General features: G+C 70.9%; 17 protein-coding genes and 1 pseudogene. 10 read left to right on the forward strand and 8 right to left on the reverse strand.

Annotated elements, in window-relative coordinates:
• Positions 1 to 78 precede the first annotated feature (78 nt).
• Entirely contained in the window at positions 79 to 525 is a 447-nt protein-coding gene (locus SSQG_RS10735) for a VOC family protein (protein ID WP_003989769.1), read from the forward strand.
• A gap of 55 nt (positions 526 to 580) precedes the next feature.
• Here the strand turns inward: SSQG_RS10735 and SSQG_RS10740 are convergent, their stop codons facing one another.
• Positions 581 to 1,012, reverse strand: a complete 432-nt coding sequence (locus SSQG_RS10740; RefSeq protein WP_003989770.1) for a DUF5959 family protein — start codon at positions 1,010 to 1,012, stop codon at positions 581 to 583.
• 93 nt (positions 1,013 to 1,105) lie between these two features.
• Positions 1,106 to 2,467: a type I glutamate--ammonia ligase gene (glnA, locus tag SSQG_RS10745; protein WP_003989771.1), complete on the reverse strand. Its 1,362-nt coding sequence runs from the start codon at positions 2,465 to 2,467 to the stop codon at positions 1,106 to 1,108.
• Positions 2,468 to 2,760: 293 nt separating this feature from the next.
• Between glnA and SSQG_RS10750 the strand changes: the two genes are divergently transcribed.
• Positions 2,761 to 3,957: a globin domain-containing protein gene (locus tag SSQG_RS10750; RefSeq protein WP_003989772.1), complete on the forward strand. Its 1,197-nt coding sequence runs from the start codon at positions 2,761 to 2,763 to the stop codon at positions 3,955 to 3,957.
• Here SSQG_RS10750 and SSQG_RS10755 read toward each other — a convergent pair.
• Positions 3,954 to 4,388 (reverse strand): RrF2 family transcriptional regulator, encoded by a 435-nt coding sequence (locus SSQG_RS10755; RefSeq protein WP_039932351.1) that lies wholly within the window; start codon positions 4,386 to 4,388, stop codon positions 3,954 to 3,956. The genes SSQG_RS10750 and SSQG_RS10755 overlap by 4 nt on opposite strands.
• Positions 4,389 to 4,586: 198 nt before the next feature.
• On the opposite strand from SSQG_RS10755, the gene SSQG_RS10760 reads away from it, so the two are divergent.
• From SSQG_RS10760 to SSQG_RS10780, 5 genes are all read left to right on the forward strand, one after another.
• Positions 4,587 to 5,261, forward strand: a complete 675-nt coding sequence (locus SSQG_RS10760) for a DUF3105 domain-containing protein (RefSeq protein WP_003989774.1) — start codon at positions 4,587 to 4,589, stop codon at positions 5,259 to 5,261.
• Positions 5,262 to 5,293: 32 nt separating this feature from the next.
• Entirely contained in the window at positions 5,294 to 5,878 is a 585-nt protein-coding gene (locus SSQG_RS10765) for a DUF305 domain-containing protein (protein ID WP_052310257.1), read from the forward strand.
• A gap of 158 nt (positions 5,879 to 6,036) precedes the next feature.
• Positions 6,037 to 7,977, forward strand: coding sequence for a S53 family peptidase (locus SSQG_RS10770; RefSeq protein WP_039932353.1), 1,941 nt, complete (start codon positions 6,037 to 6,039; stop codon positions 7,975 to 7,977).
• A gap of 75 nt (positions 7,978 to 8,052) precedes the next feature.
• A complete protein-coding gene (locus SSQG_RS10775; RefSeq protein ID WP_039932355.1) occupies positions 8,053 to 9,807 on the forward strand; it encodes an NAD+ synthase in 1,755 nt (584 codons plus the stop codon).
• Positions 9,808 to 9,929: 122 nt separating this feature from the next.
• The gene (locus SSQG_RS10780) at positions 9,930 to 10,748 is read left to right on the forward strand and encodes a DUF3592 domain-containing protein (RefSeq protein ID WP_003989778.1); all 819 of its coding nucleotides are present in this window, start codon (positions 9,930 to 9,932) and stop codon (positions 10,746 to 10,748) included.
• Positions 10,749 to 10,926: 178 nt separating this feature from the next.
• On the opposite strand, the gene SSQG_RS10785 is transcribed toward SSQG_RS10780, so the two are convergent.
• From SSQG_RS10785 to SSQG_RS10800, 4 genes are all read right to left on the reverse strand, one after another.
• Positions 10,927 to 12,144 (reverse strand): MFS transporter, encoded by a 1,218-nt coding sequence (locus SSQG_RS10785; RefSeq protein WP_003989779.1) that lies wholly within the window; start codon positions 12,142 to 12,144, stop codon positions 10,927 to 10,929.
• A 150-nt stretch (positions 12,145 to 12,294) separates the two neighbouring features.
• Positions 12,295 to 13,344, reverse strand: a complete 1,050-nt coding sequence (locus SSQG_RS10790) for an endonuclease/exonuclease/phosphatase family protein (RefSeq protein WP_003989780.1) — start codon at positions 13,342 to 13,344, stop codon at positions 12,295 to 12,297.
• A 225-nt stretch (positions 13,345 to 13,569) separates the two neighbouring features.
• Positions 13,570 to 14,205 carry a TetR/AcrR family transcriptional regulator gene (locus SSQG_RS10795; RefSeq protein WP_003989781.1) on the reverse strand — a complete coding sequence of 212 codons (636 nt, stop codon included), beginning with the start codon at positions 14,203 to 14,205 and terminating at the stop codon, positions 13,570 to 13,572.
• 48 nt (positions 14,206 to 14,253) lie between these two features.
• Positions 14,254 to 15,852 carry an MFS transporter gene (locus tag SSQG_RS10800; protein ID WP_003989782.1) on the reverse strand — a complete coding sequence of 533 codons (1,599 nt, stop codon included), beginning with the start codon at positions 15,850 to 15,852 and terminating at the stop codon, positions 14,254 to 14,256.
• A gap of 214 nt (positions 15,853 to 16,066) precedes the next feature.
• Between SSQG_RS10800 and panB the strand changes: the two genes are divergently transcribed.
• The 3 genes from panB to SSQG_RS10815 all read left to right on the forward strand — a co-directional run bounded on the left by panB (position 16,067) and on the right by SSQG_RS10815 (position 18,965).
• The gene (gene panB / locus SSQG_RS10805) at positions 16,067 to 16,942 is read left to right on the forward strand and encodes a 3-methyl-2-oxobutanoate hydroxymethyltransferase (RefSeq protein ID WP_003989783.1); all 876 of its coding nucleotides are present in this window, start codon (positions 16,067 to 16,069) and stop codon (positions 16,940 to 16,942) included.
• Between the two features lie 179 nt (positions 16,943 to 17,121).
• A complete protein-coding gene (locus tag SSQG_RS10810) occupies positions 17,122 to 18,141 on the forward strand; it encodes an ATP-binding cassette domain-containing protein (RefSeq protein ID WP_039932360.1) in 1,020 nt (339 codons plus the stop codon).
• Positions 18,138 to 18,965, forward strand: a complete 828-nt coding sequence (locus SSQG_RS10815) for an ABC transporter permease (RefSeq protein ID WP_003989785.1) — start codon at positions 18,138 to 18,140, stop codon at positions 18,963 to 18,965. Before SSQG_RS10810 ends, SSQG_RS10815 begins: the two co-directional genes overlap by 4 nt.
• A gap of 34 nt (positions 18,966 to 18,999) precedes the next feature.
• Here the strand turns inward: SSQG_RS10815 and SSQG_RS10820 are convergent.
• Positions 19,000 to 19,442: pseudogene (locus SSQG_RS10820) on the reverse strand (AfsR family transcriptional regulator); the annotation flags it as partial.

Consider the following 19,442-nt stretch of genomic DNA (forward strand, 5'->3'; position numbering starts at 1 on the left):
TTTTCGGCTTCGGTGAGGGGGAGCCGCTCCGCCGGACGGGGCGGCGGCTCGCATGACGCCGGACGAAGGAGTCTCGCCGTGGACATCACCCTCGAAGTCATCCCGCTGCCCGTGACCGACATCGACCGCGCCCGGGACTTCTACCGGGACAAGGTCGGCTTCCACGTGGACATCGACCAGGAGGTCATGCCCGGGATGCGGATCGTCCAGCTGACGCCCCCGGGCTCCGGCTGCTCGATCGCCCTCGGCGCGAGTATCTGGGAGATGACCCCCGGCCCCACCCCGGCACCCGGCTCCTACCAGGGCCTGCAACTGTGCGTGGCCGACATCAAGGCGGCCCACGCCGAGCTCGTCGCACGCGGGCTCGACGTCTCGGAACCGGTCCAGTACTCCCCCGACGACGGCGCCACGTTCATGCACTTCCAGGACCCGGACGGCAACGGCTGGGCGGTCCAGGAGTACCGGCGGCGGGCCACGGAGCCGCTGCACCGGGTGCTGGCCGACCTGAAGCGGCAGCAGGCGTAGCGGGACCCGGGGCCCAAGGCGGCGAGGTACCGGGCGGCGAGCCGCATCCTGACCCTCAGTCCTCCTCGGGAGGCCAGGTCTCCAGGGCCAGGTCCAGTCGCCGGTATGCGTCGTCGAACCAGGTGTCGGCCAGCGGGACGGTCACGGTCACCGTCGTCAGGGACATCGAGTCGTCCCTGATGGTGACCTGGCACCGGTCGTCGTCCTCGTCGCGTTCGATGAACAGCCCCGGGGCCCGGGTGTCCGCCCGCCAGGCGATGTCCTGCCCGGCGTCCAGCATGTCCAAAGCCTGCTGCCACTGACGCAGATCCCCGGCGAGGAGCCGGGTCGGCAGGCCGCCGCGCACGAAGGGCGTGTCGATCCGGAACTCTCCGGCCAGGACATCGGGCCGGTGGGGGTGGTCCCGTCGCTCACTGCCGGTGATCCGGAGGACGACGCTGTTGCCCTGACCCTCCAGACGTATCAGGTCGATCGGTTCCTCAGCCATGGGACACCTTCCAGTTCGCGCGCGCCGAGGGCCGACGGCTCACGGCCGCCGGCCCCATGTTCCCGGTTGCGGGGAAACCCGCTCCGTCTGTTCTTACAGCGCGGGAAGGTTCTTCCGCAGCTCGAACGCGGTCACCTCGGACCGGTACTCCTCCCACTCCTGGCGCTTGTTGCGCAGGAAGAAGTCGAAGACGTGCTCGCCGAGGGTCTCGGCGACCAGGTCGCTGCGTTCCATCAGAGTGAGGGCCTCGCCGAGGTTCTGGGGGAGCGGCTCGATGCCCATCGCGCGGCGCTCCGCGTCGGAGAGGGCCCAGACGTCGTCCTCGGCGCCCGGCGGGAGCTCGTAGCTCTCCTCGATGCCCTTGAGGCCGGCGGCGAGCAGGACCGCGTAGGCCAGGTACGGGTTCGCGCCGGAGTCCAGGGAGCGGACCTCCACGCGCGCCGAGCCCGTCTTGCCGGGCTTGTACATCGGCACGCGGACCAGCGCCGAGCGGTTGTTGTGGCCCCAGCAGATGTACGAGGGTGCCTCGCCGCCCGCGCCCGCCGTGCGCTCCGCGCCGCCCCAGATGCGCTTGTAGGAGTTGACCCACTGGTTGGTGACCGCGGAGATCTCCGCCGCGTGCCGCAGCAGACCGGCGATGAAGGAGCGGCCCACCTTCGACAGCTGGTACTCCGAGCCCGACTCGTAGAAGGCGTTGCGGTCGCCCTCGAAGAGCGACAGGTGGGTGTGCATGCCGCTGCCGGGGTGCTCGGAGAACGGCTTCGGCATGAAGGTCGCCTGGACGCCCTGCTCCAGCGCCACCTGCTTCATGACCAGGCGGAACGTCATGATGTTGTCGGCCGTGGAGAGCGCGTCGGCGTAGCGCAGGTCGATCTCCTGCTGGCCGGGGGCGCCCTCATGGTGGGAGAACTCGACCGAGATGCCCATCGACTCCAGCATGGTGATCGCCTGGCGGCGGAAGTCCATGCCGACGTTGGTCGGGGTGTGGTCGAAGTAGCCGGAGTTGTCGGCGGGCGTCGGGCGGCTGCCGTCCAGCGGCCGGTCCTTCAGCAGGAAGAACTCGATCTCCGGGTGCGTGTAGAACGTGAAGCCCAGGTCGGAGGTGCGGGCCAGGGCGCGCTTGAGCACGTAGCGCGGGTCGGCGAAGGACGGGGAGCCGTCCGGCATGAGGATGTCGCAGAACATCCGGGCCGTGCCCGGGGCCTCCGCGCGCCAGGGCAGGATCTGGAAGGTCGACGGGTCCGGCTTGGCGATCATGTCGGACTCGTAGACCCGGGCGAAGCCCTCGATGGCGGAGCCGTCGAAACCGATGCCCTCGTCGAAGGCCTGCTCCAGCTCGGCCGGGGCCACGGCGACGGACTTGAGGAAGCCCAGCACGTCCGTGAACCACAGGCGTACGAACCGGATGTCGCGCTCCTCCAACGTCCGGAGCACGAACTCCTGCTGCTTGTCCATCTTCCGCTTCCCCATCCTTGCTGGTCAGGCCGCCTTCTCTTCCGTACCACGGGAGGCGGTCGGGCACCTGAGCATCCCACCACACCACCATTTCGTACGCGTTGCACACCATGATCGCCCGGACGACCCGGATCCGAACGCTTCCGTACGGCGGGTGGACTGCTCTTCCGCCCATAGTGCCTGCTCGCGCCCGCATCCGTAATGGCCGGTCCGCTTCGCTCCCCCGCTCCTTAAGTTGCATCTCAGATGCAACTTTAAATAGCGTGCGCACAGTCGAGTACAGAGGAGCCCCGATGCTGTCCGAGCTGTCCGCCGCCACCGTCCGCGCCACCCTCCCCGCCGTCGGCGCGGCCCTGGGCACGATCACCGAGCGTTTCTACGCCGGGCTGTTCGCGGCCCACCCCGAACTGCTGGACGACCTGTTCAACCGGGGCAACCAGGCCTCCGGCACCCAGCGGCAGGCCCTCGCCGGCTCCATCGCGGCCTTCGCCACCCACCTGCTCGACCACCCGGAGCAGCGGCCGGACGCCATGCTGCACCGCATCGCCCACAAGCACGCCTCACTGGGCGTCACACCCGAGCAGTACGGCATCGTCCACGAGCACCTGTTCGCGGCCATCGCCGAGGTGCTCGGCGACGCCGTCACGCCCGAGGTCGCCGCCGCCTGGGACGAGGTCTACTGGCTGATGGCGAACGCCCTCATCGCCGTCGAGCGGCGGCTGCGGGAGGAGCGGGGCGGGCACACCTGGCGGTCGTGGGAGGTCGTCGAGCGGGTCGCCGAGACCGACGACGTCGCCACCTTCCGGTTGCGGCCCGCCGACGGCGGTCCGGTACGGGACTTCCTCGCGGGGCAGTACGTCTCGGTCCGCGTCGCCCTCCCGGACGGCGCCCGGCAGATACGGCAGTACAGCCTCTCCGGCGCGCCCGGCCCGGAGCTGCGGCAGATCAGCGTGAAGCGCGTGCACGAGGACGGCGCCCCCGACGGCGAGGTCTCCGGCCACCTCCACGCGCGCGTGCGGGTGGGCGACGTCCTGGAGCTGTCCGAGCCGTACGGCGACCTGGTCCTGGACGCCGGCCCCGACACGCCGCTCCTGCTGGCCTCGGCGGGCATCGGCGTGACCCCGATGACCGCGATGCTGGCCCACCTCGCCGGCACCGGGCACCGCGCCCCGGTCACCGTCGTGCACGGCGACCGCTCCCCCGCCACCCACGCCCTGCGCGCCGACCACGAGGCCTACGCCGGCAAACTGCCCGGCGCCGCCGTCCACTTCTGGTACGAGCAGGACGCCCCGGCGGGCACCCGCTCGGGCCTGGTCGACCTCACCGGCGTCCCGGTCGCCCCGGGCACGCGCGCGTACCTCTGCGGCCCGCTGCCGTTCATGCGGGCGATTCGGACCCAGCTGATCGACCGGGGCGTGGCACCGGCCGACATCCACTACGAGGTGTTCGGGCCGGACCTGTGGCTGGCGGGTCAGGCGGAGAGCGTCTAGGGCCCCCGCGAGATCCCCAGCAGCAGCGCCCCGGTCGGCTCCGCCACGATGTCCGCCACCGTGATCGGGTCCAGGGAGGCGAAGAAGGCCTCCTGGGCCCGGCGCAGGGCGACGCGCAGGCGGCAGGCGGAGTTGAGGGGGCAGGGGGTGGGGCCCTCGCAGTCGACCACGTCGCCGTCACCCTCGAAGGCGCGCACCACCGCGCCCACCGACGCCGAGCGGCCCCGCTCGGTGAGGCTGAGGCCGCCGCCACGGCCGCGCCGGGCGGTGAGCAGGCCCATGTGCTGGAGCTCTGCGACGACCTTCGCCAGATGCGTGTACGGCACGTCCATGCCCTCGGCGACGTCCCGCGTCGTCGGACTCGACTCGCCCGCGACGGCGAGCCGCATCAGAACCCGCAGGGCGAGGTCGGTGGAGCGCAGCAGCCGCATGCGGGCAGCGTAGATAAGCGGCATCTCGGGTTCAAATTTTCAGGCGCCTGGTCCAGGCGGCGGACACCCGAAGCTGTCGGGCACCTGTCGGTGCCGTATCGATTCGGCCCATTCCCGCGACCGCTCTACGAGAGGCCAGGTCTCCCCCATTACGATCAGGCGACCCGACCGTCCCACTTTCCCCACGAAGGACACCTCATGGGCTCCGCCAACAAGAGCAACACGGCACGCAAGGCTCGAATAGAGGAGATGCGGCGTGCCGAGCAGGCCCGTGAGCGTCGCAACCGGATCCTCACCATCGTGGCCAGCGTCGTGATCGTCGGCGGCCTCGTCGCCGGCGGTGTCGTGCTCGTGCGGTCCCAGTCCGGCGGCGACGGCGGCAGCGACACCGCCGCGTCGAGCGACTCCTCGGCCAAGGGGAAGTTCGTCACCGGCAAGGACGGCGTGAAGACCTGGGAAGGGGACTTGGCCCGCAACCACGTCACCAAGGCCGTGAAGTACGCCTCCGAACCCCCCGTCGGCGGTGACCACAACCCGGTCTGGCAGAACTGCAACGGCGACGTGTACACCAAGAAGATCAACAACACCAACGCCGTGCACTCGCTGGAGCACGGTGCGGTGTGGGTGACGTACAACGCCGAGGCGAAGAAGGCCGACGTGGACGCGCTCGCGGCGAAGGTGAAGAAGACGCCGTACACGCTGATGAGCCCGATGGACGACCAGAAGGACCCGATCATGCTCTCGGCCTGGGGCCACCAGCGCACGGTGACGAGCGCGAAGGACCCGGACGTCGACACGTTCTTCGAGAAGTTCGTCCAGGGGAAGCAGACGCCCGAGCCGGGCGCCGCCTGCACGAACGGCCTGTCGCAGTGAGGCATGCCCCTCTGGTCGCCGGGGCCGCGGCGATGGCGCTCGTCGCGGCGGGCGCGATCACCTACGCCGTCGCCGGGGACGACGGCGGCAGCCGGACCCCCTCCGCCGAGTCCGCGGACGCCGGGTTCGCGCGGGACATGGCGGTGCACCACCAGCAGGCGGTGGAGATGTCGTACATCGTGCGCGACCGCACGAAGGACGAGGAGGTGCGGCGCCTCGCCTACGACATCGCGCAGACGCAGGCCAACCAGCGCGGCATGATGCTCGGCTGGCTCGACCTGTGGGGGCTGCCCAAGGTCTCCTCCGAGCCGCCGATGACCTGGATGGACATGGGCGGCATGGCCTCCGGCAAGGACGGCGCGCTGATGCCGGGCATGGCGACCAACGCCGAGATGAAGAAGCTCGGCGAGCTCAGCGGGAAACGGGCCGAGGTCTTCTACCTCCAGCTGATGACGGGCCATCACAAGGGCGGCGTCCATATGGCCGAGGGCTGTGTGGAGAAGTGCGCGGTCGGCGTGGAGAAGCGGCTCGCGCGGGGCATGGTGGAGGCGCAGCGGTCGGAGATCGCGTTGATGGCGGACATGCTGAAGGAGCGCGGCGCCGAGCCACGCCCGTAGGGCATAAGCATCAAATCGCCCTGCCCTGCGGCTCCTTGGGCTCTTCTTGGCTTGGGTAGAGCGCTTCTTGGGTTCCGTATTCCCCTTGCATGAACGGTTCGTCGCGAGAGTGGCGACCGTCGAGTGATCCACTCGCGACGGACCGCACAGGGGGTTCCATGAGATCCAATCGCGCCACGGTGCGCGCCGGGGTGAGCATGGCAGCGACACTGCCGATGCTCGCCGGTGCGCTGGCGCTCGGCATACCCGCGGCGCACGCCGCCGACCACCCGAGCCGTGACCTGCTCGCCGGGACCAGGCCCGCCTGGGCCACGGCACGGGCCGACAAGGGCGCCACATCCGACGGCGCCCGGTTGTCGGCCCGGGTCTATCTCCGGGGCCGGGACGCCGCCGGGCTCGCCGCGTACGCGAAGGCCGTGTCCGACCCGAAGTCGGCCTCCTACGGCAGGTACCTGACCGCCGGGCAGGCTGAGGCCCGCTTCGGCGCGACCGAGGCTCAGGTGACCGCCGTGAAGGCGTGGCTGACGGCCGCCGGGCTGAAGGTCACGGGCGTGACGCGGCACTACGTCTCCGTCACCGGTGAGGTGGCCGCCGCCGAGAAGACGTTCGGCACCCAGCTGCACGACTTCGCCAAGGGCTCGAAGACCTACCGCGCACCGGCGAGCACCGCCTCCGTGCCGGAGAGCCTGGCGGACGCCGTACTGACCGTCACCGGCCTGGACAACGCGCCGCACAGGGTGACGCACGACGACCAACTGCCGCCGCCGGACACCGTGTTCCGCAACGCGGGGCCGTTCTCCTCGTCCTACGGCTCGAACACCGCGAGCACCCTGCCGGACGCGTACGGCACGAAGATCCCGTACGCGGTCAAGGGCTACACCGGCAAGCAGCTGCGGGCCGCCTACGGCGCGGGCAAGCGCACCGGCAAGGGCGTCCGGGTCGCCATCACGGACGCCTACGCCTCACCGACCATCGCCTACGACGCCGGCACCTACGCCAAGCGGAACGGTGACGCGGCGTGGAAGACCGGCCAGCTGCACCAGGTGCTGCCGAAGAAGTACACGGACACCAAGGACTGTTCGGCCTCCGGCTGGTACGGCGAGGAGACCCTCGACGTCGAGGCCGTGCACGCGGTCGCGCCCGCCGCCGACGTCACCTACGTCGGTGCCGCGTCCTGCACCGACGCCGACCTGCTCGACGCGCTGGGCAAGGTCGTCGACGGCCACCTGGCCGACATCGTCTCCAACTCCTGGGGCGAGGTCGAGGCCGCCCAGACGCCCGACCTCGCGGCCGCCTACGACCAGGTCTTCCAGCTCGGCGCGGTGGAGGGCATCGGCTTCTACTTCTCCTCCGGCGACGACGGCGACGAGGTCGCGAGCTCCGGGACGAAGCAGGTCGACTCCCCGGCCAACTCGGCCTGGGTGACCGCCGTCGGCGGCACCTCGCTGGCCGTCGGCAAGGGCGACACGTACCTGTGGGAGACCGGCTGGGGTACCGAGAAGGCCGGTCTGTCGGCCGACGGCAAGAGCTGGACGGACTTCCCCGGCGCCTTCACCTCCGGCGCGGGCGGCGGCACCAGCAGGACGGTGGCCGAGCCCGGTTACCAGCGGGGCGTCGTACCGGACGCGCTGGCCACGGCCAACGACGCGGCAGGCAACCGGGTCGTCCCGGACATCGCGGCGATCGCCGATCCGAACACCGGCTTCCTGGTCGGCCAGACGCAGACCCTGCCCGACGGGAAGAAGCAGGCGTACGGCGAGTACCGCATCGGCGGCACCTCGCTCGCCGCGCCGACCATCGCCGCCGTCCAGGCCCTGGCCCAGGAGGCGCGCGGCCAGGCGATCGGCTTCGCCAACCCGGCGATCTACGCCAAGGCCGGCTCGAAGCTCTACCACGACGTCACCGACAACCCGACGGGCTCCGGCCTCGCCGTGGCCCGCGTCGACTTCGTGAACGGCTACGACGCCACGGACGGGCTGGCCACGTCCGTGCGCAGCCTCGGCAAGGACAGCTCGCTCGCGGCCGTGAAGGGCTACGACGACGTCACCGGCGTGGGCTCGCCCGCCGGCGGCTACGTCGAGTCGTACGGGCGCCGCTGAGGTTCTCCAGGGGGTGGGGTGGCCCGGGTGACCCAGGCCACCCCATTGCGTCGCTCTGACGATTACACTGGGCCCGTGCCTCAACTACGTCTCGCCCTGAACCAGATCGACTCGAGCGTCGGCGACCTCGCCCAGAACGCCGAGTCGATCGTCCGCTGGACCCGGCACTCCGCCGAGCAGGGAGCGCATCTCGTGGCGTTCCCGGAGATGGCGCTGACCGGGTATCCCGTCGAGGACCTGGCCCTCAGGTCGTCCTTCGTGGAGGCCTCCCGCGCGGCGCTGCGAAGTCTCGCCGCCCGCCTGGCCGACGAGGGCTTCGGGGAGCTGCCGGTGATCGTCGGCTACCTCGACCGCAGCGCGACCGCCCAGCCGAAGTACGGCCAGCCGGCCGGCGCGCCGCAGAACGCGGGGGCGGTGCTGTACGGCGGTGAGGTGGTCCTGAACTACGCCAAGCACCACCTGCCGAACTACGGCGTCTTCGACGAGTTCCGCTATTTCGTGCCCGGCGACAGCATGCCGGTGCTGCGCGTGCACGGGGTGGACGTCGCCCTCGCCATCTGCGAGGACCTGTGGCAGGACGGCGGCCGGGTCCCGGCGGCCCGCTCGGCGCGGGCGGGCCTGCTGCTCTCGATCAACGCCTCCCCCTACGAGCGCAACAAGGACGACACGCGCCTGGACCTGGTCCGCAAGCGGGCCCAGGAGGCCGGCTGCACCACGGCCTACCTCGCCATGATCGGCGGCCAGGACGAGCTGGTGTTCGACGGCGACTCGATCGTCGTGGACAAGAACGGCGAGGTCGTGGCGCGGGCCCCGCAGTTCTCCGAGGGGTGCGTGGTCCTGGACCTGGACCTGCCGGCGGCGTCGCCCGACGCGCCGACGGGCGTGGTGGACGACGGTCTGCGCATCGACCGGGTGGTGCTGTCGGAGGAGCCGCTCGCCGCGTACGAGCCCGAGCTCACGGGCGGTTACGCGGACCGCCTGGACGACGACGAGGAGGTCTACTCGGCGCTGGTCGTGGGCCTGAGGGCATACGTCGCGAAGAACGGCTTCACGTCGGTCCTGATCGGCCTGTCCGGCGGCATCGACTCGTCGCTGGTCGCGGCGATCGCCTGCGACGCGGTGGGCGCGCAGAACGTGTACGGCGTGTCGATGCCGTCGAAGTACTCCTCGGACCACTCGAAGGACGACGCGGCGGAACTGGCCCGGCGCACGGGCCTGAACTACCGCACGGTCGCCATCGAGCCGATGTTCGACGCGTACATGGGTTCCCTGCGGCTGACGGGCCTGGCCGAGGAGAACCTCCAGTCGCGTCTGCGCGGCACGCTCCTGATGGCGATCTCCAACCAGGAGGGCCACATCGTGCTGGCCCCCGGCAACAAGTCGGAGCTGGCGGTCGGCTACTCGACGCTCTACGGCGACTCGGTCGGGGCGTACGGCCCCATCAAGGACGTGTACAAGACGTCGATCTTCCGGCTGTCCGAGTGGCGCAACCGGGCCGCCCGGGAGCGCGGCCAGACCCCGCCGATCCCCGAGAACTCCATCACCAAGCCCCCGAGCGCGGAACTCCGCCCGGGCCAGGTCGACACGGACTCGCTCCCCGACTATCCGGTGCTGGACGCGATCCTGGAGCTGTACGTCGACCGGGACCGGGGCGCGGACGAGATCGTGGCGGCCGGGTACGACCCCGCCCTGGTCACGAAGACCCTGCGCATGGTGGACACGGCGGAGTACAAGCGGCGGCAGTACCCGCCGGGGACGAAGATCTCGCCGAAGGGCTTCGGGAAGGACCGCCGGCTGCCGATCACCAACGGCTGGCGGGAGTCGGTCTGACGAGGCCCTGTCGGGGCTTCCCGCTCACGGGCCGAGAGGCCGACGGCCACAGACCGTCGGCCCCGGCCCTCCAGCGGGCCGGGGCGTGCAACCGTCCGTCGAACGCGGCCGTCCATAGGAGCGTGACGACAACGCCTTCTCCGCCTTCCCTCGTCCTGCGTGGCCGCAATGCCACAGCCCGGTTCGCCGGTGATGGCGACCATGTGGAGTGGGAGCAGGACGGACGTACTCTGCGGATCCCGCTGGAGGGCATCGAGGACGTCCGCGGCCTCGACCGCGCCATCGAGATCGTCCTCACGTCCGCGCGGGCCGGCCGTCCGGCTGCTGTGTACGCACTGCACGATGCCGGCGCCCCCGCTGTTGCCGCGTTCAGCGCCGCCGTGCAGGCCCGCCTTCGGGAACGGGCCCCCGACAGGCCACGAGCGGACGGTGAGGACCTGGTCGTGACCGTCTCCGTGCAGCCGGGCCGGCAGCTCACCCGGCGCGCCTCGGCCATCGCCGCCGCGATCGCCGTCTGCGTGGCGATCGATGTGACGGTGTGGCTCCTCGGTGGCTCGCAGCCCGTGGTGGCACTGCCACTTGCCCAGCTCTTCGCGGCGGCGGGCGTGTTCATTCTGACGTTCCTGGGACGGGGCCTGTACGACGGCCGGCGCCTGCCCAAGCACGGCATCACCGTGCTGGCCGAACTCGACCACTACACCCACAACACCAAGGTGTACCGGTACACGGACCTCGACGGCGAAGTCCACTACTACCGGGAGGCGACGGGAGGACAGCAGCTGGAGCTCAGCTACGACCCCCGGCGCCCCAGCCGGGCCGTCGCCCGCCTGTCCCCCTACATGCAGGTCATGATGGCCCTGATGACGCTGGTGGGCCTCGCGATGGCCTGCGCGGGGGTCGGGTTCACGTTCCACGAACTCGCCGTCGCACTGCGCGGATGACGCGTGGCTCTTCAGCGAGTTCGACATGGTCGCCGGACTCGCGAACCGGCCGGGGAAGGTCCTCACCACGCCGGCCAGTGCGGCGGTGGTCGCGGCCCGTAGGGGCTGACCGGACGAACGCAGCGGCGGTTCGCAGGATCCTCACCTGCGAACCGCCGCTCCTGCCATCGGGGCCGCGTCAGTGGTGCACCGCTTCCGTCTCCTGCGGGACGTGGCTCGCCACGACCCGCTCGTGCACGGCGGCCGGCACCGCGCGCCGGTCCACCGCGTAGGCCAGCGACGCCACGCCCAGACCGAGGACGGCCAGGGCCGCGCCGGCCAGCGCCGGGGAGGTGACCCCGAAGCCCGCGGCCAGCGCGAGGCCGCCGATCCAGGCGCCGCCGGCGTTGGCCAGGTTGAAGGCGGCCTGGTTGGCGGAGGAGGCCAGGGAAGGGGCCGAGGAGGCCTTCTCCATGACCATCAGCTGGAGCGGGGAGCCGGTGGCGAAGGCCGCCATGCCGAGCAGGATCACGGCCACGGCCGCGGTGAGCTCCGTGCGCATGAGGACCGGGAACAGCGCCAGGACCGCCACCAGCGAGCTCAGGCCGCCGAACAGCGTGCCCCGCAGGGAGTGGTCGGCCAGCCGGCCGCCCAGCAGGTTGCCGGCGGTCGCGCCGACGCCGAACAGAGCGAGCAGCAGGGTCACGCTGGCGCCGGCGTAGCCGGCGGCGTCCGTGAGCATCGGCGTGATGTAGCTGTACGCCGCGAAGAGCGCGCCGAAGCCCGCGACCGTGGTGCCGAGCGACAGCCAGACCGGGACGGTGCTCAGGGCGGCGAGTTCGCCGCGCAGGCCCTTGGCGCTGGTGTGCTCGTGGTCGTGCGGGATGAGGAACGCGAGCGCGGCGATCGCCGCCAGGCCGATGGCGCTGACGCCGAGGAAGGTCGCCCTCCAGCCGAGGTTCTGGCCCATCAGGGTCGCGACCGGCACGCCCGCCACGTTCGCGACCGTCAGGCCGAGGAACATCAGCGAGACCGAGCGCGCCTTGCGTTCGGGGGCGACCATGTTCGTGGCGACGACGGCGCCGACGCCGAAGAAGGCGCCGTGCGGCAGACCGCTCAGGAAGCGGGCCGCCAGCAGCCAGCCGTTGTCGGGGGCGAGGGCCGACAGCGCGTTGCCCGCGACGAACAGCCCCATCAGCCCGATCAGGACCGTGCGGCGGGACATCTTGGCGGTGACCGCGGCCAGCAGCGGGGCGCCGATGACGACGCCCAACGCGTACGCCGACACCAGATGGCCGGCGCCGGGTATCGAGATGTGCAGGTCGTCCGCGACTTCGGGCAGCAGCCCCATCATCACGAACTCGGTGGTACCGATGCCGAAGGCGCCCACGGCGAGGGCGAGCAGGGCCAGGGGCATGTCGAACCTTTCGAGACTTGCTTGGGGATCCGTACTTCGTATGTTCAAGTACGGAACAAAGTCTCGCAGGCCGACTATTCCGTGAGGTTCCCGAGAAGTGAAGCCACGGTTGCCGATCCCGGCCCGAACCGCTCTGACCAGGGGTTTCCCTCAGCCGCCTGTGGTGACCCTCACACGTGCCGCTATGGGCAGATGGTCGCTGCCCGTCTGCGGAAGGGTCCACGAGCTCTCGGGCTTCAGACCCTTGACCATGATCTGGTCGATGCGTGCCATGGGGAACGACGCGGGCCAGCTGAACCCGAAGCCGTTGCCCGCCGCGCCCTGCGTGGAACGCATCTGGGAGGTGACGGCGTTGAGCGCGCGGTCGTTCATCGTGCCGTTGAGGTCGCCGAGCAGGACCACGTTCTTCAGCGGTTCGTGAGCGATGGCCTCACCCAGGAAGTCGGCGCTCCGGTCGCGCTGCCGGGCCGTGAACCCGGCCTCCATCTTCACGCGCACCGACGGCAGGTGGGCGACGTAGACCGCGACCTGCCCGGCCGGGGCGGTCACGGCGGCGCGCATCGCCCGCGTCCAGCCCAGGTCGATGTCGACGTCCCGCACGCCGGTGAGCGGGTACTTGCTCCACACCCCGACCGTCCCCTGCACCGAGTGGTACCGGTACGTCGACGCCAGCGCCTTCTCGTACGTCGGGACCGCGTCCGGCGTCAGCTCCTCCAGGGCCAGCACGTCCGCGCCGGAGGCGGCCACGTCGCGGGCGGTGCCGGACGGGTCCGGGTTCTCGGCGTTGACGTTGTGCGTGACCACGGTGAGGTCGCCCCCGGAGGCGGTCTTGTCGGTGAGCTGGCCGCCGAAGAGGTTCAGCCAGACCACCGACGGCAGCAGCACGGCGATCAGCGCGGTCGCCGACCTGCGCACCAGGGCGAGCACGAGCAGCACCAGGACGAGGAGCCCCAGCCAGGGCAGGAACGTCTCGGTGAGACTGCCCAGGTTGCCGATCGTGTTCGGGATGTGCGAGTGCAGCAGCATCACCACGGCCAGCAGCACCGCGCCGAGGGCCACGAACAGACCCCGCCGCCAGATCCGCGGGTCACCCCGCCGACCGCCGAGCAGCCGGTCGAACAGGCGCCGAAGCCGGTTCCCCCGGGGCTCGTGCCCCGAGCCGCCGTTGTCCGTCTCCGTCATGTACGCCTGCTGCGCCATACCGTCGCCTCACTACCTGCCGTGCACACCATCGCCCCCGTGCCCGTTACGACCTTAGGGGATGATCCGTTCCGTTCCCGCCGTCCCTCGACGGCCGTACGGGGGCGAGGACGTTCGAGCCGGGGCGGCGAGTTCCGGTACGGCCCGGGGTAAGCGCCCTCTGTGACGAAACGCGCACACTAGGGGGCTTCTGACGGAACGCCGCGGCGTTCCGTCAGAAGCCCCCTAGGGCTGGTCGGAGGGGGAGCTGACGGGTCGTAGGCCTTCGAGCAGTGTGTCGACGACCTGTGTGGCGAGGTCGTCCGGAAGGTCGGCGTCCGGGTGCAGGACGGCACGGACGAGCACGGGCCCGACGAACATGTCGCTCAGCAGCTCGACGTCGACGTCCGTGCGCAACTCCCCGTTCTCCTGGCCGCGGCGCAGGACCTCCAGGCCGAGCCGGCGGCGCGGGGCGACGACGGTGGCGTGGTACGCCGACCAGATTTTCGGACTGCTCTTCATCTGGGCGTGCACGTTGTGCAGGATCGCCGACGAGCGGCTGGCCAGACCGCGGCGGCGCACCTGCTCCAGCAGGACCACGAGGTCGTCGCGCATGGAGGTGCCGGGGAGCGGGGGGTCGTCGGGTTCGGCGGCGCGCAGGACGTCGACGAAGAGTTCCTCCTTGCCGCTCCAGCGGCGGTAGATGGTGGCCTTGCCTACCCCGGCGGTGCGGGCGACGCGCTCGATGGACAGCTCCGCGAGCGGCACGCCCTCCTCCAGGAGCTTCATCACGCCCTCGATGATGGCCCGTTCGACGGCCTCGCTTCTGGGGCGTCCCCTCGGGGGGCCGCCCGGCCGGGGGTGCCTTTCGGCGAGGCTCACGTCGCTCCGTCCCTTCTCGACCTGGTGTCACCGCATTCTCGCGCAGGACTACGACCGCGCGTCCGACAACTCCTTCTCCTCGTCACCCGGCTGGGGCGCCGGGGGCTTCCCGGGCAGGAACAGCGCCACGACGACCGTGCCGATCAGCGCGACGCCCGCTCCCCACAGGGCGGTGACGTGCATCGCGTGCAGGAACGCGTCGTTGGCGGGGGTGACCAGGGCCTCGCCGCGCGGGCCGAGCCTCGCCGCGACACCGAGGGTGGCCTCGATGGACTCGCCCGCGGTGTGGCGGACGGCCGGGGGCAGCAGGCCGAGCTTGTCCTCGATGCCCGTGCGGTACGCCGTGGACAGCACCGAGCCGAGGACGGCGATGCCGAGGGCGCCGCCGACCTGCCGGAAGGTGTTGCTGAGCGCGGAGGCGGAGCCGGCCTTCTCGCGGGGCAGGGCCTGCATGATGACGACGCTGACCGGCGTCATGATGTGCGCCATGCCGGTGCCCATGAAGAAGAAGACGACCTCCAGGATCCAGATGGGCGTGTCCGCGTCCAGCGTGGCGAAGGCGGCCAGCATCGCGGCGATGACGAGCATGCCGGCGGTCGTGGTGGCCTTGTTGCCGAAGCGGTCGACCATCAGCCGGGCGCGCGGCGCGAAGATCATCTGGGCGGCGGCCAGCGGCAGCATCAGCAGACCGGTCTGCAGCGGCGAGTAGCCGCGCACGCTCTGCGTGTAGAAGACGGAGAAGAAGGTCACGCCCATCAGTGCGAAGAAGACCAGCGCGATGGCGGCGATGGCCGCCGAGAAGACCTTGTTCTTGAAGTACGTGACGTCGATGGACGGGTGGTCGCTGCGCTTCTCGAACACGACGAAGGCGACGAGCACGGCGAGTCCGGCCCCGATCGTCGACAGCACGGTGACGTCGCCGAAGTCGGCGAGCTGGCCGCCCTTGATGATGCCGTAGACGAGCAGCACCAGGCCGACGACGGACAGCACCACGCCGACGGGGTCGACACGCCCCGGGTTCGGGTCGCGGGAGTCGGGCACCAGCCACAGCATCAGCGCCAGCGCGAGCAGCACGATCGGCACGTTGATGAGGAAGACCGAGCCCCACCAGAAGTGGTCGAGGAGCACCCCTCCGGTGATGGGGCCGATGGCGATGGCGAGGCCGACTCCGCCGGCCCAGATGCCGATGGCCTTCGGCTGCTCCTCGCGCTCGAAGACGTTCATGAGGACGGCGAGGGTGGCGGGCATCACGAACGCGGCCCCGAGGCCCATCACGGCACGGAAGGCGATGAGCTCGCCCGGGGAGCCGGAGAACGCGGCGAGTGCGGAGCCGATGCCGAACACCGCGAGACCGCCGAGCAGCACCTTCTTGCGGCCCAGCCGGTCACCGAGCAGTCCGGCCGTGAACAGCAGGCCCGCGAAGACGAGGGTGTAGGCGTTGATCGCCCACTCCAGCTCGCTCTGCGTTGCGCCCAGGCCGGTCGGGGCGGGGGTGGAGATCGTCTTGATGGCGACGTTCAGGATCGAGTTGTCGAGTACGACGATCAGCAGGCTCAGCATCAGTACGCCGAGGATCGCCCAGCGGCGCCGGTGCACCGCTTCCGGTATCCGGGGGCTCGCGGGGGCCCGGTCGGCAGGAGAAGTCATGCCGTCGAGCCTAGGGGTATTGCGATACGAGACCGTCTCGTATCGGAAAGCTTTACCGAGAACTTAACCGCGGTGTGCGCGGGGCGCTGGGGTGGGGCCGTCCGGGCGGAACTCACAGGGGCTCCCCTAGCCCTCGGTGGCACGAGGTGCCACCATGGACGTGGTCCGGGGACGCCGACAGGGCGCCTCGAGATGACGTGTAAGGAGCCGTGCAATGACGCAGCTTACGGCTGCCCAGACTGCTCAGAAGAAGCCCTCCGACGGCGGCAGGACGCTGTACGGCGGCAAGGGCACCCGGCGCATCACCGTGCGCGACATCGCCGCCGCCAAGGAGCGCGGCGAGAAGTGGCCCATGCTCACCGCGTACGACGCGATGACCGCGTCCGTCTTCGACGAGGCCGGGATCCCGGTCATGCTCGTCGGCGACTCGGCGGGCAACTGCCACCTCGGGTACGAGTCGACCGTGCCCGTCACCCTCGACGAGATGACGATGCTGTCGGCGGCGGTCGTACGGGGCACCTCGCGCGCCCTGATCGTCGGCGACCTGCCCTTCGGCTCCTACCAGGAGGGCCCGGTGCAGGCGCTGCGCTCGGCGACCCGGCTGGTGAAGGAGGCCGGCGTACAGGCCGTGAAGCTGGAGGGGGGCGAGCGGTCGCACGAGCAGATCCGGCTGCTCGTCGAGTCCGGCATCCCGGTCATGGCCCACATCGGTCTGACCCCGCAGTCCGTCAACGCGATGGGCTACCGCGTGCAGGGGCGGGGCGAGGAGGCGGCCCAGCAGCTGCTGCGCGACGCGAAGGCCGTGCAGGACGCGGGCGCGTTCGCCGTGGTGCTGGAGCTGGTGCCGGCGGAGCTGGCGGCCGAGGTGACGCGGGTGCTGCACATTCCGACGGTGGGGATCGGGGCCGGCCCCGAGACCGACGCGCAGGTACTGGTGTGGACCGACATGCTGGGTCTGACGGGCGGGCGGGTGCCCAAGTTCGTCAAGCAGTACGTGAACCTGCGTGAGGTCATGGGCGACGCGGTGAAGGCGTTCGCCGACGATGTCGTGGGCGGAACGTTCCCTCAGGAGGAGCACTCCGTGCACTAGGACCACTGCGGTACCACGGGCAGCCCGCCGATCTTCCCCCGTCGGCGGGCTGCCGCGTTCCGCCCGCCGCCCCACGCGGTCGGACGGAGCAGCCGGGCCGGCAGGGCGTCGGAGGGCTGTCGGCGGTCTGTCGGTGGTTTGTCGGTGGTTTGTCAGTGGGCCCTGAGACCGTCTGTCTCATGACGCGAATCGACACACGAACCGGCGGCGCCGCTGTCACCGTGCGGGGGCTGGTGAAGCACTACGGGGAGACCAAGGCTCTGGACGGGGTCGACCTGAATGTGCGGGAGGGCACCGTGATGGGGGTGCTCGGGCCGAACGGGGCCGGGAAGACCACCCTGGTGCGGATCCTGTCCACCCTGCTGAAGGCCGACTCGGGACAGGCGACCGTGGCCGGCTACGACGTCGCACGGCAGCCGCGGCAGCTGCGGCGGGTGATAGGGCTCACCGGGCAGTACGCCTCGGTCGACGAGAAGCTGCCCGGCTGGGAGAACCTGTACATGATCGGACGGCTGCTCGACCTGGCCCGCAAGGAGGCACGCACGCGCGCCGACGAGCTGCTGGAGCGGTTCTCGCTGACCGAGGCCGCCAAGCGGCCCGCGAGCACCTACTCCGGCGGTATGCGGCGGCGGCTCGACCTGGCCGCCTCGATGATCGGGCGGCCCGCCGTGCTCTTCCTCGACGAGCCGACCACCGGGCTCGACCCCCGCACCCGCAACGAGGTGTGGGACGAGGTGAAGGCCATGGTCGGCGACGGCGTGACCGTACTGCTGACCACGCAGTACATGGAGGAGGCCGAGCAGCTCGCCTCCGAGCTGACCGTCGTGGACCGGGGCAAGGTCGTCGCTGACGGGAGGATCGACGACCTGAAGGCCAAGGTCGGCGGGCGGACGCTGCGGATCCGGCCGGCCGACGCCCTGCAACTGCGCCCGCTCGCCGGGTACCTGGACGGCCTCGGCATCACCGGGCTCGCGACCACGACAGTGGACGGCGACACCGGCACCCTCCTCGTACCGATCCTCAGCGACGAGCAGCTGACCGCCGTCGTGGGCGCCCTCACGGCCCGCGGCGTCACGCTCGCCTCCATCACCACCGAACTGCCCAGCCTCGACGAGGTGTTCCTGTCGCTCACCGGCCACCGTGCCAGTGTCCCGCAGGACACCGCGCCCGTCGACGACCGCGAGGAGGTCGCCGTATGAGCGCCGCCACCACCACCGCCGCCACCACGACCGTCACCGACGACGCCCGTATCTCGCTGCGCGCGCATCTGCGGCACACCGGCGCGCTCGTCCGCCGCAACCTGCTCTGGATCCGGCAGGACCCGGAGTCGATGGCCGACGCGCTGCTGATGCCGGTCATCTTCACCCTGCTGTTCGTGTTCGTGTTCGGCGGCTCGATCGGGCAGGCGCTGGGCGGCGGGCAGGACCGGTACGTGCAGTACGTGATCCCCGGCATGATCGCGATGATGAGCATGACGCTGTCCCAGGGCGTCGGCACCGGCTTCAGCCAGGACTTCAACTCCGGTGTCATGGACCGCTTCCGCTCCCTGCCGATCGGCCGCGGCTCGGTGCTGTTCGCGAAGATCTCCGTGGAGCTGCTGCGGATGCTGTTCGCGACCACCGTGCTGATGATCGTCTCCGTGGCCGTCGGGTTCGACATCACCAACTGGCCCGGGCTGTTCGCGGCCGTGGCCCTGTCCACGGCGTTCGCCTCGTCGATCATGTGGGTGTTCCTCACCCTGGGCGTGATCATGAAGAACGCGCAGTCCGTGCAGGCGATGGGCTTCCTGGTGCTGTTCCCGCTCCAGTTCGGCTCGTCGATCTTCGCGCCGACCACGTCGATGCCGGGCTGGCTGCAGGCGTTCACCGACTACAACCCGCTGTCGACGCTCGCGGACGCCGCGCGCGGTCTGATGGTGGGCGGGCCGGTCGCGCACGACCTGTGGGTGACGCTCGGCTGGTCGGTGGCGATCACGGCGGTGATGGCACCGATCGCGATCCACAAGTTCCGGACCAAGAGCTGACCGGACGGCCCGGGCGCTCACGGCGCAAGGGCCCTCAGAGCAGCGCGGCGGCCTCCTCGGGGGAGAGGCCGCCGCCTTCCGCGTACGCGGCCTCGTACGCCGGGTCGCCGAGCGCCGCCCGTGCCCGCCGCTCCGCCTGCTCGCGCATCTCGCGCTCCTGCCGCTGGGCGACGTGGCCGGGCGGCAGCAGGGCGTCGGCGGCGCCGAGGCAGCGGGCCGCGTCCGCGGCACGGTGCCCGCCGTCGAGGGCGGACAGGGACCCGGCCGCGATCGTCAGGTACACGGCGGGCATATGGGGTGCGATGGCCGACGAGAGCGGGTCGGCGGCGCGCTCCAGTGCCTTGCGGGCCCGCTCCAGGCACTCCTCGTGACGCCCCTCCGCCGCGTCCAGCCAGGCCTCGGCTCCCAGGATGAACGCGTCGAAGACGATGAAGTGGGCGGTGCGGAAGTCCTGGCGCAGCCGCCGCAGTTGCTCGC

The organism is Streptomyces viridochromogenes DSM 40736 (assembly GCF_000158955.1).
Taxonomy (GTDB): Bacteria; Actinomycetota; Actinomycetes; order Streptomycetales; family Streptomycetaceae; genus Streptomyces; species Streptomyces venetus.